Source organism: Methylophaga sp. OBS1, assembly GCF_026319365.1.
Window position 1 is genome coordinate 39434 of sequence record NZ_JAPDMS010000005.1, and the last position, 19614, is coordinate 59047.

Here is a 19614-nt window from a genome sequence, read left to right on the forward strand (position 1 = left end):
TTTTGGGCAAAAACCGACAAATTCCGTCTTTTTAGCTGCTAGACAGGACGAATTGATGTGTGCGACGCTTTGAAGCCTGTTTCTACTATCAGAGGACGTGTTTTGACAACGGCAAAAACCACGGTAATGGAAAACATCGGCGGACTCATTATAGATATGGACGGTGTACTCTGGCATGGCAAAAAGCCGCTGCCGGGACTGGAAGCATTCTTCACGTTGTTAAGAAACAAACAGTTGCCATTTGTTCTCGCCACCAATAATGCCAGTCTTACTCAACAACAATACATAGAAAAACTTGCTGCGATGGGGGTTACAGTCAGCGATGATGAAATCCTGACCTCAAGTATGGCAACCGCGACTTATTTGCGGGAAAACCTGCCGGCTGACAAGAAACGTGTTTTTGTGATTGGGGAGGATGGACTCAGAAAACCGCTGGAAGCCGAGGGCTTTGTGTTGACCGATTTGTATCAGGTGAATCAGCCGGCAAAAGGCATCACTGATGAAGGTGCTGATATTGTGGTCTCCGGCCTTGACCGAACGCTGACCTGGGACAAACTTGCTACCGCAACATTGAATATTCGAGCCGGTGCGTTGTTTTACGCGACCAATGCCGATACCACTTTGCCGACGGAGTTAGGTGAAGTCATTGGTAATGGCGGCACGCTCGCCGCTTTGCAGGCTGCGACTGGCGTGGAGCCGGTCTGCATAGGCAAACCCGAACCGATTTTGTACCAGCAGGCTTTGAAAAAACTGGGGACCGACTTTACCAACACTGTGGCCATCGGCGACCGACTCAATACCGACATTCTCGGAGCGGTCAATGCCGGTATCAGAAGTATTATGGTGCTGACAGGCGTGTCATCCAGAGAGGATTTACAACATATCGATTATCAGCCGACCTGGGTGCTGGAGGATCTGGAAGCGGTCACTGAAGCACTGGAACTGGCTTTATAATACGGGAGAGAACGATGAAGAAAATGATCAACGGTGTCGAGAGTGTGCTGGAAGAAAGCCTCAATGGCTTTGCCAGGGCCCATGACAACATCATTAAGCTGAACCATCAGCCCCACTTCGTGACCCGCAAAGCACCGGTTGGCCAGCCCAAAGTGGCCCTGATCTCCGGTGGCGGATCGGGTCATGAGCCGTTGCACACCGGTCTTGTAGGCAAGGGTATGTTGGACGCCGCCTGTCCCGGTCAGATATTCACCTCACCCACCCCGGATCAAATGATGATGGCAGCTCAGGAGGTCGAAAACGGTGCCGGTGTTCTGTTCATTGTTAAAAATTATGCCGGTGATGTAATGAACTTCGAAATCGCCGCCGAAATGCTTGAGTGTGAACACGACACCGTGCTGGTGAGTGATGATGTGTCTCTGCCCAAAGATCACAGCACGGGCCGTCGTGGTGTTGCTGGCACGCTGATTGTCGAGAAGATTGTGGGCGCGGCAGCAGAGGCCGGTGCCGATCTGGCCAGTTGTAAAAAACTGGGAGATAAGGTGGCGACTTCAACCGCCTCGATGGGGGTGGCGTTAAGCAGTTGTACTGTGCCTGCACTGGGTAAACCGACCTTTGATATCGGTGACAATGAGATTGAAATGGGCGTTGGCATACATGGTGAGCGTGGCCGTGAGCCGATGGATCTGAGCAGCGCCAGCGACATTGTCGAGCATCTGGCTACTGCGGTTGACAAGGAATTGATGCCAGCCAAGGGCCAGAAAATCCTGCTGCATGTGAATGGTTTCGGCGCCACCCCGTTGATGGAACTCTACCTGGTTTATGATTTGGCGGCGCAGTTCTTTATTGAGCGCGGGGTCGAAGTGTCACGTTCACTGGTAGGTAACTTCACCACATCATTAGATATGGCGGGGTGCTCGATTACCGTCACCAAACTGGATGATGAAATGATTCAGTACTGGGATGCGCCGGTGCACACAGCGGCATTGCGTTGGGGATGCTGAAGTTATAACCACAGAGGCACAGGGAGCGTTGCCTATGGAAACTTATCCGCAGATTTCACGGATTAACGCAGATTTAATAAAAGACGAACAGACATACGCAATTATAGGTGCTGCAATGTCTGTGCATGCCTCACTCGGTTGTGGTTTTCTTGAACAAGTCTATCAAGAAGCGCTTGAGATGGAGTTTGAATCCAGAGGTATTCCACATGTCCGAGAAAAGCAGCTGCCGATTACATATCACGGTGTGCAGTTGAGAACATTTTACAAGGCTGACTTTGTCTGTTTCGGAAACGTGATAGTCGAGCTCAAAGCATTACAGAAATTGTCAGGCACTGAAGAAGCACAAGTTATTAACTATCTGAAAGCATCCCGATTGAAAAAAGGTTTAATTCTTAACTTTGGTTCCAAAAGCCTTCAATACAAAAGGTTGGTCTCAAATCTGCGTTAATCCGTGAAATCTGCGGATACTCAGTTTTTCTCAATCACGTCCGCAATCGCACAAATCATCAACTGACTGGTTCGTGCGCCAGCATCGATATGACCGCGGGCGCGTTCGCCTAAAAATGATGCCCGGCCTTTGGTGGCCAGCATATCCTCAGTCGACAGCATGCCTTCATAAGCCGCTTTTTTCACCGCTTCCAGTAAATCTGAAGCCGCAATATCGGCTTTTTCATTTAAAGCCCGTGAAGCAGGGATCAGGGTATCCAGCATGGTCTTTTCTCCCAGATCCGCTTTGCCCCGGGTTTTTACAGCGGTCACGCCGGCATCAAAAATCTCAGCAAAACCCGCTGCATCCATCTCAGTTTTCTGAGCTTCTTTACCCATCGCCACAAACAAGCTGCCATAGAGCGAACCGGAAGCGCCGCCCATGGTCGACATCAGTGTCATACCGATTTTCATCAAGGCCGCTGACCAGTCCATCTCTGATAGTTCAGAGGTTTGTTTCTCCAGCGCTTCCAGGCCACGTTTGAGATTGGTGACATGATCGCCATCGCCAATCGCCTGATCCAAAGCGGTGACTTCGTCTGCATTAGCGGTAATTTCGGCTTTGATCGCTTCAATAAAAAGTGGGATGGATTGGGTGCTGATGCTCATGCTTGAGTCCTTGTCTTTATTGGTCTGATGATTATAAAGCCCTGGGTTGTTCAAGCAAATTAACCACAGAGGATTACTAAATTACATTCATCCACAGATTACGCAGATTTTCGTAGATAAAAATACCACCATCCACCTCGCTGAATAAGCAGCGATCAGTGAACAAATAATCTGCGTCAATCTGTGTAATCTGCGGATAGTCTATTATCTGAAAAGCAAAAAAAAGCCCCAACCCGAAGGTTGAGGCTTTTTTCAGTCTTTTATATCAAATCCGGAGACTTGATACTGAAACTGCTGACTACCAGGTTACGAAACCACCCAGAGCGAAGATGTCTGCGTCAAGGCGAGATTCATCATCGTGTTCAACTTTGGTGTATTCAGCAACCAGTTTCAGGTTAGCGTTAACATCGTGGTAAACACCCAGCGTAATACGCTCAGCGGTGTCGTCAGAAGTCGCAGCAGGTGATTTGTCTTCTAACTCAGAGTAGTTAGCTGAAACCAGAGTAGTACCAGCAAAACGGTAACCCGCTTGAACTACATATTGATCCCATTCCAGTTCTCTAGATGCCGCAGCAGGAGTGATAACGACTGAACCACCGCCATCGGTACTAGCAGTTGCAGTTGCAGCAGTTGCACCGGTTGCATCTTCAGCATCTGAGTATTGAGCCATAAACTCAAAACCAGACACTTTCAAAGTACCACCGACAGTCCAGGCTTGCTTGTCTTCAGCCAAATCGTCTTGATCTTGAACCATACCAGACAACCACAGCATGTAGCTACCGTTATCAAAAGCACCGGCATAGCTCAGGTCAGCTTCATAACGCAGATCTTCTGAGTCAGCGCTTGAACCGATAGGACCAGTTGGGCCGGCACCGGCCAGATCAGCAATACCAGGACCTGCTGGATCAACAACAGCGAAGGCCACTTTGAAGCCGTTCATGTCTGGTGAAGTCCAGCGCAGTTGTGAACGCCAGTCAGCGTAGTCGTAACCGAAACCGATACCACCCAGAGTAGTCTGGCCGTTACCGGTTGTACCGTAACCAACACCGTACAGTGTTTGTTCAGTCAGGATGTTGTGTGAACCATACAGACCCAGTGCTTTACCAGCCAGGATTTGACCGAAAGAACCATCAATGGTCGCAAACGCTTCACGTTGTTCCAGAGCGTTTTGATCGCCGCCAGAAACGTAGCTGGTGCCATTGGTTGATGGAGAAATCGAAACACGGGCGCCGATTTTCAGACCGTTGACTTCAGGGGCTGAAACGTTAAAGCCGAAGAATGTTGGCAGCAGGCCGTTACGTACTTCGTTAACGTTGTCATCAGCATTATCGTTGTCTGTGCTGACGAAGAACTGGTTGATGTTACCGTCAATGCTGAATTCGTAGCCGTTTTCGCCGCCGACCACGATGGTGGCGTTAGCAGCACCGGCTGTTGCCAGGGCAGCTGCACCGACCAGAGAGGCCAGAGTTGTTTTTTTCAATGATTTCATTCTGTTTCACCTTCTATTGTTAACAGATTACTTTAATTTCTCTCGCAACCGGATTGAATCACGGTTGATAGCTTATTTTGCACAGAAAAAAAGCGAATGCAACACTTTTACAACAAAAATTTCGCTAATGACAAAAATTTCACAAATCTGTGTGTTTTTTACCACACACATATTAAAGGAAACCAAAAATCTTCTTACTGAAAGGAATCTCATCCGCAGATTACACAGATATACGCAGATTGTATTTTGAGAAACGAATGATGGTTTTCAGAAATGCCAGCAGGACTTTATCAATCAGGTTTCAGTGGCAAGATTAACACTAGGGCAAGCTCAAATCTGAGACGGCCAGGTGGCTGTGTGCCCCTTACCCAGAGTAGCTAATTATTCTATCTGCGATAATCTGCGTCATCTATGGATAGTCTGTTGGTTATTCTTCATCCACGAGCAAAAAACAAAAAAGCCCTGTCAGTAAAACTGACAGGGCTTTCGTGTTCGTGGTGGCTCGACCTGGAATCGAACCAGGGACACAGGGATTTTCAATCCCTTGCTCTACCAACTGAGCTATCGAGCCGATAAGGCTGCGTATTAAACCTTGTGTGAGGGCCTGTGTCAAGGGAAACTGCGGATTAATTCTCTAGATCAAGGGTTCAGAAAATTAAGCCCGGATTAATCAACCCATGGCTACAATCGATATCAAGCTGATGGGTGGGCTTATTAAACTCTCTCCAGGTAGCAACGCTAAAGCGCGAACATCGCACAGCTGCTGCAAGGCATTTGGGCGGTGAGATGAAAACGTCGTGACGGCCCTGTCCCGGCCCAAACTTGTCGGGTTTATGACAGCGTGCTCTAATGGCTGCTGATTTTGTCCTGAATAAGTTGGGAAGAAAATGTCCTCACGCAACAAATATTCCTTATGGCTGACGCTGGCCGTACTGATTATTGTCGCCATTGCGGTGCCGCTGATCAGCGACCAGTCCTGGCCTTCTCTTTTCAGTCAAGGCGTTGAAGCCTATAAAGAAGCGGCAGAGCGCGCCTCAGAGGTTGGTGAGGAAGAAGACGAGGACGAGGAGCATGAGCAGGGAGAGCCGATGCGGGTGGAGCTCAATGATGAGGTCAAAAACGCGGCGGGGATTGAGCTGCTGAGTCTGCAACAGGATCTCTATTATCCCGAGTCCCGGGCTTATGCCAGTGTGGTCGATGTGCGTGATTTGATTCAGTGGCGAACACGACTCAAACAGTTAGAAGTAGAACTGGATCTGGCGCAAATGCATGAGCGTGCTCAGCTACAGGAACTGAATCGCCTGAAACAACTGGCTGAAGCGACCGGCAGTATTGCCGGTAAAAATATCAGTTATGCCGAATCCAACTGGCAGCAGGCAAGAGCAAAGCGGGAAGCAGCGTCATTGGCACTGGAGGCCGCAAAAACAGAGTTGACTCAAGGCTGGGGCGCGGTGGTTGCTTCCTGGGTCTCAGTGCAGGATTCAAAAGAGTTTAAGCGTCTGGTTACCCGTCAGGACACCCTGATTCAGATTACCCTGCCTGTGGCGCTGACATTGCCTGCCGATGTCAACGTCATTCGTGTGTCCCGACAAGGACAGCGCGATACGGCGAGAAAGGCTTACTATGTCTCACCGGCCTTTGTGGCCAATTACGCGGCGCAGGGTGAAACCTACTATTTCAGAATGGCCACCGGCAAACTGCGTCTGGGTATGCGTCTTCATGCATGGATTCCACGTAATGCAGAAGGGCTACGAGGATTCTTTATCCCTGAGCGCGCCATCGTCTGGTATGCCGGTAAACCCTGGACCTATGTTCAGCAGTCCGAGCAGGTGTATCTGCGTCGGCCGCTGGCAGAGGGCGAAGCGGTCGCGGGCGGTATCTTTATCCAGTCAGTATTCGAGGAAGGTGAGTCACTGGTCGTAGCCGGTTCACAGATGTTGCTCTCTGAGGAGTTCCGCTGGCAGATTCTGGATGAAGACGATGATTAAGCGTTGTTTTTCCAGCGCGATCACAGATTGTTTGGTAGCAGAGCGGCAGCACAGTCCTGACACTGTAATCACCGTTATGATGGGGGAATCAGATGCTGTCTAAGCTGGTTGCCTTTTCTGTACGTTTCCGTGGGGTGGTGGTCGCTCTCGCCTCGTTAATGCTCATTTATGGTGTTTACAAACTTTCTAATGCCAGTCTGGATATTTTCCCCGAATTCGCGCCTAAACAGGTCATTATTCAGACCGAAGCACAGGGACTGACCGCCGAGCAGGTTGAGATCCTGGTGACTCAACCATTGGAAAATGCCCTGCGGGGATTGGTCGGCCTGGAGTCGATTCGATCACAGTCCATACCCAGCCTGTCGGTACTGACGCTGACGTTTTATGACAGCACCGATATTTACCTGGATAGACAACTGGTATCGGAGCGCCTGTTAGGGCTACAGGATAAACTGCCCGCCGGCGTTGAGACGCCGGTCATGGTGCCGCTTGAGTCATCATCCGGCACCGTGATGACCATTGGTTTAACCTCCGAAACGCACAACCTGATGGAACTACGCTCGCTGGTGGACTGGACGCTGAGCCCCCGGCTGCTGAGTGTTGAAGGTGTCGCCGATATCAATGTCTTTGGCGGCCACGAGCGGCAACTGCAGATTCAAATCGACCCGAATAAACTGGCGCAATTTGATCTTTCCGTCGAAGAGGTCACCCAGGCCGCAAGGCAGGCCACCGGCATTATCGGTGCCGGCTATATCGAGAATCCCAATCAGCGCATGGCGCTGCAGGTTATCGGCCAACCCTTAACCGCTGAACAACTGGCCAAGGTCGTGATCCGCAAAAACGGCGTTGATATTCTGCATCTGGGGGATGTGGCTAACGTGAAAACAGCACCAGCACCGACCATTGGCGGGGCCGCGGTGGGCACCGTACCCGGCGTCGTGCTGATGGTGATAGGGCAGTACGATGCGGAGACGCTCGCCATCACCGAGGGTGTGGAAGCGGCGCTGGCCGAATTTAAGGATGGTTTCGAGGCAGAAGGTATTACGCTGCATGATGATCTGTTCCGTCCCGCCAACTATATTCAAAGTTCACTGAGCAACATCCAGGAACATCTGTATCTGGGTGGCGGCCTGGTGATGCTGGTACTGGTGTTGTTCTTATTTAACCTTCGAACTGCAGTTATCTCTCTGACAGCCATTCCCTTGTCGATTATGGCTGCGCTGATTGTGCTGCTGCATCTGGGCATCAATATCAACATCATGGTGCTGGGTGGCCTTGCCATCGCACTGGGTGAGGTGGTCGATGATGCCATCATCGATACCGAGAATATTTTCCGTCGTCTCAGGGAAAATGCCGCCCTGGCTGTACCGCGCTCAACGCTGGATGTCGTCTATGAAGCCTCGATGGAAGTGCGCAGTTCTGTGGTCTATGCCAGCTTTATCGTGATGCTGGTGTTTGTGCCACTGCTGACGCTGAGTGGTGTCGCCGGACGCATGTTCGAACCGCTGGGTGAAGCCTATATCCTGGCGATTTTCGCCTCACTGCTGGTGGCGCTGACCGTGACACCGGCTCTGTGTCATATTCTGCTAGCCAACAAAGGCGACATCAGTGATCGTGAACCACCGGTCATCCAGTGGTTGAAACCACACTACAGCAGGGCATTGAGAAGGGTCAGCCAGGCACCGCGAATGACGATTGCCGGTGTACTGATATTCTGCGCAGCCGGTGTCGGTATTCTGCCCCTGCTGGGAGGCAGTTTTCTGCCGGAACTGCGGGAGGGTCACTATATAATCCACACCGCAAGTCTGCCCGGTACCTCAATCGGTGAATCGCTGCGGATTGGCGGTGAGATTGAAAAGCGCGTTGCGGAAATCCCCGGGGTGCGATCGACCTCGCAGTGGGCTGGCCGGGCCGAGCGTGGTGCGGATACTTTCGGTACCTATTACAGTGAATATGAAGTAGATCTGGAGCCCATGGACGGTGCCGGTCAGCAACAGGTGCTTGATGAGATTCGTGAGATTCTGGAAGCCTTCCCCGGTATTAACTCGGAAGTCAATTCCTTCCTGACCGAGCGGATTGATGAGACCATTTCCGGTTACACCTCACCGGTGGTCGTGAATATTTACGGTAAAGATCTGGAAGCGCTGGACCGCAAGGCTAGAGAAGTCGCCGCGGTGATGCAGGATATTCAGGGGGCAGCGGATGTACAATTGCGGGCCCCGCCCAGTGAACCACAACTGGAGATTCGGCTTGATCTCGACAGCCTCGCATTCTGGGGACTGACGCCGAAAGAGGTGATGGATACCTTGAAAACCGCCTATGACGGCGTCGCTGTGGGCCAGGTCTACGAAGGTAACCAGGTATTTGATGTGGTCGTTATTGTGCCCGAAGTATTGCGACAGCAACCGCGCCATGTACGTGAACTGCCGATTCGGGCCGCGGACGGCTTTATGCTGAGCCTGCAGGATGTGGCCACAGTGCAGCAGGTTTCGGGGCGTCACGCGATTTTGCACCGCGATGCGCAGCGCCATCAGACGGTGACCAGTAATGTGTCCGGTAGAGATCTCACTTCCTTCTTTGATGAACTGCGGGAGCGGGTACACGCAGAGGTGGATTTCAGTGCTGATATCTATCCCGAATTTACCGGCGCTGCGATTGCCCAGGCCCAGTCGCGGGAAGATCTGATCGTCCACTCCAGTCTGGCGGGGATCGCAGTTTTACTCCTGCTGTTTCTGGCATTACGGAGTGTCAGAAACGTCTCACTGGTATTGATTAACCTGCCGTTTTCGCTGGTGGGCGGGGTCATTGCGGTACTGATGACCAATGGGGTGTTGTCGATTGGTTCCATGGTAGGCTTTGTTACTCTGTTCGGGATTACGCTGCGTAATTCGATTATGTTGGTGTCGCACTACCAGTACCTGGTGGTCGAAGAGGGCGCGGAATGGAATCTGGATACCGCGATTCGGGGGGCTCAGGAGCGTCTGCCATCTATTCTGATTACCGCGCTGGTCACCGCGCTGGCCATGTTGCCGATTGCGATTAACTCGGATAATCCGGGGCGGGAAATTATGGGGCCGATGGCGGCGATCATTATCGGCGGACTGGTATCGTCGACCATTCTTAACCTGCTGGTTCTGCCCAGTGTGATGCTCCGTTACGGTAAGTTCAGCCGACTTGAAGGTGAGACACTGCAGCAGGAGCGGGGCCGGACTTAAGCTTACCCGCCCGCGCTGAGATGACAGGTTGTCTCCGGGATGCCCATCAACTTGAGGTTCAGTCCAGTGGGATCAGAAAAGCAATAGCAATAATGCCAACCACTATCAGCAGAAACAGTAAATCAAGCATCAGGGTTGAATGGCAAAGCTCTGAGCCTGCTCATTACGTTGTTCGGCAAAAAACAGGTAAATACGTTTGAGTTCTTCGGGGCTGAAATGAATCAGAATTAACTGCTGACCGGGATGAATCAGGTCCGGATCACGCCCCATCACCCGGGTGCTGAAGTTATAGATATAACTCGACTCGACTTTTTGATTCAGCACTTTGCCAAGAAACGAGCTTAAGCCGGTCGGTAGCGGCTCATCGGCATCCGCCGGAATGGTCACACTCACAATCTCTTTGTTGCTGGCAATCCCCTCCAGTGCCAACCCTTGACGGAAGCGCTGGATCAGGCCGCTCTGAATAATGCCCCACAGCCCCTGTTTGTCGTCTTCGGTGACACGGTGCAAATAAAAAAGCGCGTTGTCGGGCAACTCTCCCGATTGAACGATATCTTTAACGGATAACTGTGCCACGCCACGGTTAATTGTGACGTTAACTTCCTGGTCCGGATTGAGTTGAGATTGGGCGAGTTCACCGGCGGTGATTTGCCGGGTTTGTGTCTTTTCAAGGATCCGGGTGACAGGTGTGTCCTGATCCAGATCTTTTTCATTGAGTAAGTCAGCCAATGGCGCTTCACGACGGCTGCCATCCGGTTGCGCCAGCGTGATACGCTGGGTTTTATCTTCGATCTGCCGGTCGAGCTCCCGTAATGTCGTTTGGGATTCTTCCGTTTCGGTATAGCTGAGCGTCAGTGGTGTCTCATCCGTCAGCGTATTGTCTTTAATCAGTTCACCTACGGTCGTTTCACGGTGTTCCAGTTTGGGAATAGCGATGGTGCCGTCATGACGCACGAATTCACCCTGCTCTTCAGTGATGGTCACGGTCTCATTCTCGGCTGGAGAGGGAGCCAGATTGTCGACAAAAGTGCTTGCCTCTTCTTCGGCTAGCTGGGCCCCATCAATCGTCGGTAAGGCTTCCTGTGTGATGACTTCCAGTTCGGGTTCCTCTAACTCAATCGGCGGGGTCACGGTATGTTCAGTCCGTGAAGGCTGCAGATCAGCAAATAACACATAACCCAGCACAATCAATACGATCAAGGCAAGGATAGCTGGGATAAGCGATGGTGAGGGGCGAGCTGATTTGGCCATAACTTCCTGCTTCAGGGCTTAAGAGTCAGTTCGAGAATAAGCCACCCAATGTCGCCGGATCAAGTTTCTGTTGCCAACGAGCTAATTGATCAGGTGTCCGGGTCAGTTCGTGGATAATCTGACGGGCTTGTTGCTGACTGGTGACGGGTGACAGTGCTATCAGATCGCTGAGCGCGTTTGTCATGGCGGCACGGTCATTGCCATGCTGCCTTAGCGTTTGTACAAGCTGGTCAATCAGCTGCTGCAGGTCGACCTGAGACAGGAGATAAGGAATGCGTTTAATCGCTGCTACTTCAGAGCTCAACTCAATGATGATCGCCAACTCCGAAAGTAAGCCCTGATGTTGATCCAACAGTGCCAGATCAGTGCTGGGCAGTGCCAGTGGCATGGGTACCAGAATGGGTCTGGAAGCCAGTTCGCCACGTGCCATAGCCTGGCTAAACTGCAAACGGCGTAAGTCACGTTCTGCGCCCTGTAAATCAATCAGGTAAGGGTCTTCAGCATATATCAAAGCGAAGCGCTGATGCAGGATGACGACATCATCCTGCGCGGTTGGCATTAGGGTGGGTGATGCAGTGGCGAGTGACTTTGACGTCGTATGAGCGACATAGTCAATCGCCTTTTCTTCAACCCGGGAAGAGGTGACTGCTGGCAAGGGCAATTCATCCTGAACACGATTGGCTGTCAAACCGTCGTCCAGCGCTTCTGATACAGCACGTGTAATCAGGCCGTGAATCAAGCGTGCATCCCGAAAGCGCACTTCATGTTTGGTTGGATGCACATTGACATCGACCCGATCCAGCGGCAAGGTCAGATAAAGCACGTAGGCAGGTTGTCTTCCTGCCGGCAAACTGTCGCCATAAGCCTGACGGACGGCATGGTTGATAATGCGGTCACGGATGACGCGGCCATTGATAAAGAAATACTGGACATCGGTCTGGGCCCGGTGAGCTTGACGTTGCCCCACCCAGCCATGCAGGCGAATATCCTCGAATTGTTGATCCAGGTAATTGGCATTGCGAGTAAAAGCCTGACCACAGATTTTGCCAATGCGCTGAAGATAGTGAGCGGGATCACTCAGCGCGGGTAGTTTTATTAGTTGACTGTCATTGAAGTGGCCGCTGAATCCGACATCAAAGCGGCTGAGAGCCAAACGGTTAAAGGTGGTGAGCAGATGCTGAAGTTCAGTTTTATCACTGCGCAGAAAGCGGCGCCGGGCGGGTAGATTAAAAAACAGTTCAGCAACACTGACACTGGTACCATCAGGGTGAGCAGTGGGTTCTGGCTGTTCTGACTCGCTGACAAGTTGCCAGCCACAATCCTGATCGGGCTGTTTCGAGGCCAGGGTCAGTCTGGAAACCGATGCAATACTGGGCAGGGCTTCACCGCGAAAGCCCAGGCTGCCGATATGACTGAGCTGTTCACTGCTGTTGATTTTGCTGGTGGCATGCCGGCTGAGTGCCAGCGGTAAATCATCAGGATGAATACCGCCACCATTGTCGGATACTTTAATCAGTTGCCTGCCAGCGCCTTCAATCTGAATATCAATCTGTGTCGCACCGGCATCAATGCTGTTCTCAACCAGCTCCTTGAGTACCGAGGCCGGACGTTCGACCACCTCGCCGGCGGCTATTTGGTTGGCAAGGTGTAGTGGCAGTGCATGAATACGGTTGTTCATTCCGCTAGTTTAGCAGTTCAGTGGTGGCTCGCTAGCTAAGAGAGTGTTCCCTGCGATCAGACAGAACAGTCTGTATCCGCAGATGACGCGGATTCTCACAGATTCACATCATTAATAAATTCGAGAACACGCCAGATTCAGTTATGCAGGGATTATTCTCTGCGCTCATTTGTGTAATCAGCGGATAGGGTTTGTGGCAGCCTAGGGGATTTTCAGGACATCACCGATTTGAATGCTAGTTGTGGACATATTATTCACTGTGCGGATATCGGCCATACTGACCTGATAGCGCTGGGCAATCATGCTGAGGGTATCACCCGCACTGACAATATGCTGTTGCGGCAGACTGGTGCCCGGCAACGGATTACGTTGGAAGTAGTTGCGAATCCCCACCATCATTGCCTGAGCCAGTTTGGCCTGGTGGCTGGCAGTGCGTAAACGGCGCTCTTCTTCCGGGTTGGAAATAAAGGCCGTCTCCACCAGCACCGACGGGATATCCGGCGATTTCAACACCACGAAGGCAGCGGATTCAACCTGTTTCTTGTGTACATGCCCCACGCGTTTTAGACCGGATAATACGGTATCGGCAACTTCCAGACTGGCCTCAAGGCTCGCTGTTTGAGATAAGTCCAGCAGGACTGAGGCCAGCAAATCATCCTTGTCTTCCAGACTGATGCCGCCAGCCAGATCAGCGGCGTTCTCACGATCGGCCAGAATCTGAGCTGCCTCACTACTGGCGCCGCGTTCAGACAGGACATAGACGGATGAACCCCGTGCACTGCGTTTATGGAAAGCATCCGCGTGAATGGAGATAAACATGTCTGCGCCGTTCTCATGGGCACGGCGAATACGATCCCGCAGGCTGATAAACACGTCGTTGTCACGGGTCAGGTAGGAGCGCATGCCGGGTTCCTGATCCACCAGTTTAGCCAGGCGCTTGGCAACTGACAGCACGATGTCTTTTTCTTTGGTGCCGTTGGGACCAATCGCACCGGGATCCTGACCGCCATGGCCCGGATCAATGGCAACGATAATATCGCGACGGGGCAGAACCTTGCTGGTTTTGACTACGTTTTCCCTGACTTTGGTTTCCTGTGCTGCCGCATTGCCAGGCTGGTTATCAGCTTCCGCCTGCTCCTGTGCGGCAATCAAGGCTTGTTTGGCCTGGCGGGGAGAGTATGTCAGGTCGACCACCAGTCGGTGTGGATAGCCCTTATTAGGCCGCAGTGTCTGAGTCTCATACTGCACTTCGTGCGCCAGATCCAGCACGATACGCAATGTTTCGTGATCGTAGGCGGCATAGCGAACGGATTTGACCGGTGTATCGGCCAGCGAGGGAATGATGAGTTTGTTGCGCTGGCGGAAATCCTTGATGTCAATCACCAGGCGGTTCGGGTTTTCCAGGGTGAAGGTGTTGTAGTTTGCGCTGGCGTTCAGGTCAAAAACCAGACGGGCACTGCGATCATCGTGCGAGACACGGATGCCCTCAACCGAATCTGCCCAGACAAAGGAACCAGCAAGCAACAAGTAAAAACTCAGCAGGAGACGGAACATCTCATCATCCTATAGACAACGTTATTAATATTTTGTCGAGCAGCATAATAAAAATCAAGTTTTCTTTTTAAATAAGCAAGATAGAATTGAAACCTTAACTAAATGTGAAGTTTTGCACAGATTTTTTCGCCGGCTGGGGATTGGGCTGAAATTCGCGCCTGCCGACCTTGGTCCTGATACTGTAAATCCACGCGCAAATCAGGATCTGGTAAATACTCACTTCCCCGTTGCGCCCACTCAATCAGGCACAAAGCCTGTTGACTGAAATAATCATCCAGTCCCAGAAACTCCAGTTCCCCCGGCTCACTCAGCCTATAGAGATCAAAGTGATAGACAGGACGGTCATGCAGTTCATAGTGTTCGACCAGTGTGTAGGTCGGACTTTTGACTTTACCCGGGTGCCCCAGTGCCTGAAGAAAGCCGCGTGTCAGCGTCGTTTTACCCGCGCCGAGTTCACCTTCCAGGTGAATCACAGTGAGTGTATCGGGACAGGCAGCGGCAAGCTTCGCCCCCAGCGTCAGTGTTGCCTGTTCATCAGCCAGAAATGTTTGCAAAATTCAGCTCTCGTATTAATACAGGTTAACCAGTTGTCGCAGATGTGGCATTAAATCCATTGCCAGCATGCCCCGTTCGCCGGCTGACTCAGCCACTCTGTCTGCCGCCATGGCGTGAATCAGGACGCCCAGACTGGCCGCCGCATTCAGCGCTATTTTCTGAGCCAGTAGCCCGGCAATCACCCCGGTTAGCGCGTCTCCCATACCGCCGCTGGCCATACCTGGATTGCCAGCAGTACAGACATGTACAGGTGAGTGACCATCATAAATCAATGTGCCTGCGCCTTTCAGCACAATAACGCCACCATAGCGTCGCTGAAGGGCTTTGATGGCATCAAAGCGGTCAGCCTGGATCTCGTGACTGTGGCATTCAAGTAATCGTGCGGCTTCGCCTGGGTGTGGAGTCAAAATCCAGTTGTCGCGCTTTTGTGGTTGACGACTGAGTATATTCAGCGCATCGGCATCGACCACCATGGGCAGATCGGCAGCGAGCGCTGCTGCAAACAGTGACTGGCTCCACGAGCTCTGCCCCAGACCGGGGCCGATGGCTACGACGTTGGCTTTAGCCAATAGTGGCGTCAACTCCCCGGCTTGTTCAATGCCATGACACATCAGCTCCGGCCGTGCCTGATTCAAAATGGCACTGTGCGCGGTGTGGGTCGCAATCGAAATCAGACCGCTGCCCACCCGGGCGCCGGCTTCTGCAGACACTCTGGCCGCACCGGGCATGCCATTGTCTCCCCCCACGACCAGCAGGTGCCCGTAATGACCCTTGTGGGCTGTACGGGGACGTGGAGCCAGTAGTTGTCGGTATTGAGACAGCTCAATACGTCGGGCTTCGGCTGGGACCGCATGATATGCCTCTGCCGGTATGTCCAGCGCGTCATAACAGATCTGGCCGCAGTAATCGGGGGCATCACCGGTAAACAGGCCTTTATTCAGGCCGATAAAACTGAGGGTGACCGAAGCGGAGACAGCGATGCCCAGCGCATTGCCACTATCTGCATGGATACCGGATGGAATATCCAGCGACAGAACCGGTGTCGGTTGACACTGGTGAATGGCCTCAATGGCGTTTCTATAGCGACCTTCGACATCACGATCCAGTCCGGTGCCAAACAGGGTATCCACAATCACATCAGCGGTCGGCAGACGATGGTCAAAAGGCTGAATGACATCGGCAACAGCCAGCAGCGCCTGACGTGCGGCACGGGTTTCATCGCTCATTTTCTCAATGTTGCCGAGCTCAAACAGGCTGACTTGATAATCAGCTTGAACTGCCTGACGCGCCAACTCGTAACCATCGCCCCCATTATTGCCGCCACCACAGACCACGACAATGTGTCTTGCCTCAGGCCAGAAATGCCTGAGCGTTTTGAGTGCCGCTGCGCCGGCACGTGTCATTAATTCGCTGCCTGGGATGTGATAGTTCTCTATCACCCGTCGGTCGAGTTCGCGGGTTTGTTCAGCACTGAAAAGTTCCTGTGGCAGAGTAAGCATATAGCTAGCCCCAAAGTGTATTGCTTAAACATTTATAATAACGTGCATGAGTGAACAATTGACAGCTTCAGAGTCGCGGCGATTACTGGACAGAATGCAGCGCTGGGCCCGTTCACTGGGCTTTCAGGCGCTGGGTGTCAGTGATATCGATCTGCATGATGCTGAACAAAAGCTGCACAGCTGGCTCGCGAAGGGATTTCATGGCGAGATGGCGTTTATGCACAAACATGGCGAAAAACGCACCCGACCTGATTTGCTGGTGGCAGGCACGGTCCGGGTCATCAGTGTGCGTATGGACTACTGGCCGGGTGAGGCGGCCGAGCCCTGGCAGGTCATTAACGATGGTGATAAGGCCTTTATTTCACGGTATGCGCTGGGCCGCGATTATCACAAGCTGATGCGAAAACGGCTGGCCAGGCTGGCGGCGAAAATGGAAAAAGAAATCGGCCCGATGGGCTTTCGGGTTTTTACTGACAGTGCACCGGTGATGGAAAAAGCGATTGCCGAGAAAGCCGGGCTGGGCTGGATTGGTAAACATACCAATGTATTAAGCCGTGATGCCGGGTCCTATTTCTTTCTGGGTGAAATCTATACCGATCTGCCATTACCTGTAACCGATGCCATCACCGCGCATTGTGGCAGTTGCACGGCCTGTATGGATATCTGTCCGACCCAGGCGATTGTCGCGCCTTACCAACTCGATGCCCGCCGCTGTATTTCCTATCTCACGATTGAACTGCGTGGTTCGATCCCCGAATCATTGCGGCCGATGATGGGCAACCGTATCTACGGCTGTGATGATTGCCAGTTGGTCTGTCCCTGGAATAAATACGCACAGGCTACCGTCGAATCAGACTACCTGCCCAGGGAGGGCCTGGATGCGCCACAGTTAATTGATTTGTTCAACTGGACGGAACAGGAATTTCTGCAAAAACTCGAAGGCAGCCCGATTCGCCGTATTGGTTATGAATGCTGGTTGAGGAATATCGCGGTAGCGCTGGGTAATGCGGGCACATCACAGGCTGTCATTGCGGCCCTGCAACAAAAACAAGCGTACCCGTCAGATCTGGTCAGAGAGCATGTGGACTGGGCATTACAGCAACATCTCCTGTCATAAGCCTGTCATCCCCAGACCGTAGACTCGCTGATTGCTTTTTTAATGTAATCGGCCTTTATGAAACTCTCCATTGTCTCTCGCTTTATTACCTTTTCCATTGTTGGTCTGTTGGTCGTCTCGGCGCTGACCGCTGTCTGGGGCTGGCGACAACTGGATAAACCCTATCAGATTGCCGACGAATTCCAGCAATATCGTAATACCTTTGATATTGAGGTGCGCATCCTGCTGGAGCGCTACCTTGCCAGTGGTCAGGCCGACTTACTTCAGGCTGCAGAAGATAAGTTGACCGCACTGAGTGCACAGTCATTTTCCTGGCTCAGTCAAGCTGAAAACCAGGCTATCCAGGCAGCGATCAGCCAGCTTCATGCCAAGGTCGTAGACGTGCGTGCGGCGGGTAAACTCGCGGCTAACCCGCAGACCTTATTGATCAACAATGAACGTGAACGTGCCGGTGATATCGGCATGCTGATCAACTATGCCGAGCAGGCCGGTTATCAATTCAGTGATGAACAGGCAGTCTTCCTCTCCACCCTGGCGGAAATGGGCCGTCGCTTGAATCCGTTATCTCACCAGCGTCAGGCTTTTTTCGAAGATCAGGATGAGGCCCAGCAACAGGCCTTGCTCGCGCAGAACCAGCTATTCGCCGATTTGCTTGCCAAGCTGGAATCCATGCCGCGCTTTGGCATTTACACCGAAAAGGATGAAATGTCTCTGATCCCGCAGGAGCCGGATGAAATCGGTGAAGTCAGTATTGCCTCATTGCAGAGTCTGACACGTCGATATGACAAGGAGATTGCCAATACCATCAGTTTCATGCAGCAAGTCGACCAGAGTCGCAGTAGTCTGAATCAACAAATTGTGGCACTGCAATCCACACTCGACCGCTTCCAGCAACAGATTGCCGAGATAAAGGCCAGTATTACGAGTCAGGTACGGTGGGCAATGCTGGCAACGGTGGTGCTGATAGTGATTGCAGTCAGTCTGCAGGCATTTTTGCAAAAACTGACCCTGACTGCTTTATTGAAGCTGGAACGCTTTTTCCGTGGCATGCAGAAGGGCGATTTCAGCCAGACCTTGCAATTGGATAGCCGATTTGATGAAACCCGCTCAGTGGCTGATTCTGCCACGCACCTGCAGACTTACCTGGCAACCCTGATTGCCAAACTGGAAGCGCAGGCGCAGAGCGTGACCACAGCCAGCCAGTCTTTACAGAGTGTCTCAGTCGCGACATCAGCACTCAGCCGTCAGCAGCATAATGCCACTGATCAGGTGGCAACGGCGGTGACCGAGTTGTCCTATTCCTTCAGGGAAGTGGCTGATAATGCGAACCAGGCATCGAAATCAACCAGTGAAGCCAATCAGGCAACACAAACTGCTCGCCACACACTCAGGGATGCCACCGAGGCCAGTGAGAAATTGGCGGCCGATCTGATGGATGTGGAAAAGGTGATGAGCAAACTGGAGCAGAACGGGAATAATATCCGCACCGTGTTGGAAGTGATTCAGGGCGTAGCCGAACAGACCAACTTGCTGGCCCTGAATGCAGCTATCGAAGCGGCCCGTGCCGGCGAGCATGGACGGGGCTTTTCGGTGGTCGCCGATGAGGTGCGGCAATTGGCATCACGCACGACCCAGTCGACCGAAGAAATCCGGCATATCATCGAACAACTGATCGAGTCGGGCAGTGAGGCGACCGTGATAGTCAGTCGCCAGAGTCATGCAGCATCAGACTGTGCCAAACAGACGGCGGAAGCACGTTCAGCTATGGAACCGTTGGTGTCGGCCATCCAGAATATCAATCAGATCAATGCCGCTATTGCCAGTGCTACTCAGGAACAGACCATGACCGTTGATGAGATCGCCCGTACCACCGAGCAGATAAAACTGGACTCGGAGCAGGTGGATCGTCATGTAAATGAAATTAATCAGGCCGGTGACGGGCTGACGCGTATCAGCCAGACCCTGCAACAACTGGTGCAGCAATTGAAACAGGCCGACTGACCATAAGCCAGCCAGAGCCGTTCAAGCGCATCACATGGCGCCCCTGTTTTTCTGACTCGCAAAATCAAGGTGGCCGGACTGCTGCAAAGTCAGAGGTCTTATTGGATTAATTAGTGAAAGTGAATACTCACTCTTTTTGATGTTTATCCATGGTCATTCCGCTGCCGGCTGGATTAGACCCCGAACACAGCGACATTGAGAATGCGGGACAGGG

General features: G+C 52.2%; 14 protein-coding genes and 1 tRNA gene. 7 read left to right on the forward strand and 8 right to left on the reverse strand.

Annotated features, from left to right (window positions below):
- The first annotated feature begins 102 nt into the window (after positions 1 to 102).
- Genes OMQ46_RS13750 through OMQ46_RS13760 form a run of 3 tightly spaced genes read left to right on the forward strand, consistent with a single transcriptional unit; the run spans position 103 to position 2406 of the window.
- Positions 103 to 954, forward strand: a complete 852-nt coding sequence (locus tag OMQ46_RS13750; RefSeq protein ID WP_266237738.1) for an HAD-IIA family hydrolase — start codon at positions 103 to 105, stop codon at positions 952 to 954.
- A gap of 14 nt (positions 955 to 968) precedes the next feature.
- Entirely contained in the window at positions 969 to 1958 is a 990-nt protein-coding gene (gene dhaK, locus OMQ46_RS13755) for a dihydroxyacetone kinase subunit DhaK (protein ID WP_266237740.1), read from the forward strand.
- A 34-nt stretch (positions 1959 to 1992) separates the two neighbouring features.
- Complete coding sequence (locus OMQ46_RS13760) at positions 1993 to 2406, forward strand: GxxExxY protein (protein ID WP_266237742.1); 414 nt, start codon at positions 1993 to 1995, stop codon at positions 2404 to 2406.
- 20 nt (positions 2407 to 2426) lie between these two features.
- Here OMQ46_RS13760 and dhaL read toward each other — a convergent pair whose 3' ends face one another.
- The 3 genes from dhaL to OMQ46_RS13775 all read right to left on the reverse strand — a co-directional run bounded on the left by dhaL (position 2427) and on the right by OMQ46_RS13775 (position 5113).
- Positions 2427 to 3053: a dihydroxyacetone kinase subunit DhaL gene (gene dhaL, locus OMQ46_RS13765; RefSeq protein WP_266237744.1), complete on the reverse strand. Its 627-nt coding sequence runs from the start codon at positions 3051 to 3053 to the stop codon at positions 2427 to 2429.
- 298 nt (positions 3054 to 3351) lie between these two features.
- Positions 3352 to 4542, reverse strand: coding sequence for a porin (locus OMQ46_RS13770; protein ID WP_266237746.1), 1191 nt, complete (start codon positions 4540 to 4542; stop codon positions 3352 to 3354).
- Between the two features lie 495 nt (positions 4543 to 5037).
- Positions 5038 to 5113: transfer RNA gene (locus OMQ46_RS13775), tRNA-Phe, on the reverse strand.
- 316 nt (positions 5114 to 5429) lie between these two features.
- On the opposite strand from OMQ46_RS13775, the gene OMQ46_RS13780 reads away from it, so the two are divergent.
- Positions 5430 to 6530, forward strand: coding sequence for a hypothetical protein (locus OMQ46_RS13780; protein ID WP_266237748.1), 1101 nt, complete (start codon positions 5430 to 5432; stop codon positions 6528 to 6530).
- Between the two features lie 92 nt (positions 6531 to 6622).
- Complete coding sequence (locus OMQ46_RS13785; RefSeq protein WP_266237750.1) at positions 6623 to 9745, forward strand: efflux RND transporter permease subunit; 3123 nt, start codon at positions 6623 to 6625, stop codon at positions 9743 to 9745.
- Positions 9746 to 9874: 129 nt separating this feature from the next.
- On the opposite strand, the gene OMQ46_RS13790 is transcribed toward OMQ46_RS13785, so the two are convergent.
- The 5 genes from OMQ46_RS13790 to OMQ46_RS13810 all read right to left on the reverse strand — a co-directional run bounded on the left by OMQ46_RS13790 (position 9875) and on the right by OMQ46_RS13810 (position 16282).
- Positions 9875 to 10996: a hypothetical protein gene (locus tag OMQ46_RS13790; RefSeq protein ID WP_266237752.1), complete on the reverse strand. Its 1122-nt coding sequence runs from the start codon at positions 10994 to 10996 to the stop codon at positions 9875 to 9877.
- Positions 10997 to 11021: 25 nt separating this feature from the next.
- Positions 11022 to 12674 carry a DNA mismatch repair endonuclease MutL gene (gene mutL, locus OMQ46_RS13795; protein WP_266237754.1) on the reverse strand — a complete coding sequence of 551 codons (1653 nt, stop codon included), beginning with the start codon at positions 12672 to 12674 and terminating at the stop codon, positions 11022 to 11024.
- A gap of 201 nt (positions 12675 to 12875) precedes the next feature.
- Positions 12876 to 14228, reverse strand: a complete 1353-nt coding sequence (locus tag OMQ46_RS13800; RefSeq protein WP_266237756.1) for an N-acetylmuramoyl-L-alanine amidase — start codon at positions 14226 to 14228, stop codon at positions 12876 to 12878.
- 98 nt (positions 14229 to 14326) lie between these two features.
- On the reverse strand, positions 14327 to 14782 hold the full coding sequence (gene tsaE / locus OMQ46_RS13805; RefSeq protein ID WP_266237758.1) for a tRNA (adenosine(37)-N6)-threonylcarbamoyltransferase complex ATPase subunit type 1 TsaE: 456 nt from the start codon (positions 14780 to 14782) through the stop codon (positions 14327 to 14329).
- 15 nt (positions 14783 to 14797) lie between these two features.
- On the reverse strand, positions 14798 to 16282 hold the full coding sequence (locus OMQ46_RS13810; protein ID WP_266237760.1) for an NAD(P)H-hydrate dehydratase: 1485 nt from the start codon (positions 16280 to 16282) through the stop codon (positions 14798 to 14800).
- A gap of 46 nt (positions 16283 to 16328) precedes the next feature.
- Here OMQ46_RS13810 and queG point away from each other — a divergent pair, with 46 nt between their 5' ends.
- Both queG and OMQ46_RS13820 read left to right on the forward strand, forming a co-directional pair.
- On the forward strand, positions 16329 to 17399 hold the full coding sequence (gene queG / locus OMQ46_RS13815; RefSeq protein ID WP_266237762.1) for a tRNA epoxyqueuosine(34) reductase QueG: 1071 nt from the start codon (positions 16329 to 16331) through the stop codon (positions 17397 to 17399).
- Between the two features lie 57 nt (positions 17400 to 17456).
- A complete protein-coding gene (locus tag OMQ46_RS13820) occupies positions 17457 to 19400 on the forward strand; it encodes a methyl-accepting chemotaxis protein (RefSeq protein ID WP_266237764.1) in 1944 nt (647 codons plus the stop codon).
- The last annotated feature ends 214 nt before the right edge of the window (positions 19401 to 19614 follow it).

Bases quoted from the DNA above. Each gene is read 5' to 3' on its own strand.
- dhaK (WP_266237740.1), top strand. From the start codon at position 969: ATGAAGAAAATGATCAACGGTGTCGAGAGTGTGCTGGAAGAAAGCCTC.
- OMQ46_RS13760 (WP_266237742.1), top strand. From the start codon at position 1,993: ATGGAAACTTATCCGCAGATTTCACGGATTAACGCAGATTTAATAAAA.
- dhaL (WP_266237744.1), bottom strand. From the start codon at position 3,053: ATGAGCATCAGCACCCAATCCATCCCACTTTTTATTGAAGCGATCAAA.
- OMQ46_RS13770 (WP_266237746.1), bottom strand. From the start codon at position 4,542: ATGAAATCATTGAAAAAAACAACTCTGGCCTCTCTGGTCGGTGCAGCT.
- OMQ46_RS13780 (WP_266237748.1), top strand. From the start codon at position 5,430: ATGTCCTCACGCAACAAATATTCCTTATGGCTGACGCTGGCCGTACTG.
- OMQ46_RS13785 (WP_266237750.1), top strand. From the start codon at position 6,623: ATGCTGTCTAAGCTGGTTGCCTTTTCTGTACGTTTCCGTGGGGTGGTG.
- OMQ46_RS13790 (WP_266237752.1), bottom strand. From the start codon at position 10,996: ATGGCCAAATCAGCTCGCCCCTCACCATCGCTTATCCCAGCTATCCTT.
- mutL (WP_266237754.1), bottom strand. From the start codon at position 12,674: ATGAACAACCGTATTCATGCACTGCCACTACACCTTGCCAACCAAATA.
- OMQ46_RS13800 (WP_266237756.1), bottom strand. From the start codon at position 14,228: ATGTTCCGTCTCCTGCTGAGTTTTTACTTGTTGCTTGCTGGTTCCTTT.
- OMQ46_RS13810 (WP_266237760.1), bottom strand. From the start codon at position 16,282: ATGCTTACTCTGCCACAGGAACTTTTCAGTGCTGAACAAACCCGCGAA.
- queG (WP_266237762.1), top strand. From the start codon at position 16,329: ATGAGTGAACAATTGACAGCTTCAGAGTCGCGGCGATTACTGGACAGA.
- OMQ46_RS13820 (WP_266237764.1), top strand. From the start codon at position 17,457: ATGAAACTCTCCATTGTCTCTCGCTTTATTACCTTTTCCATTGTTGGT.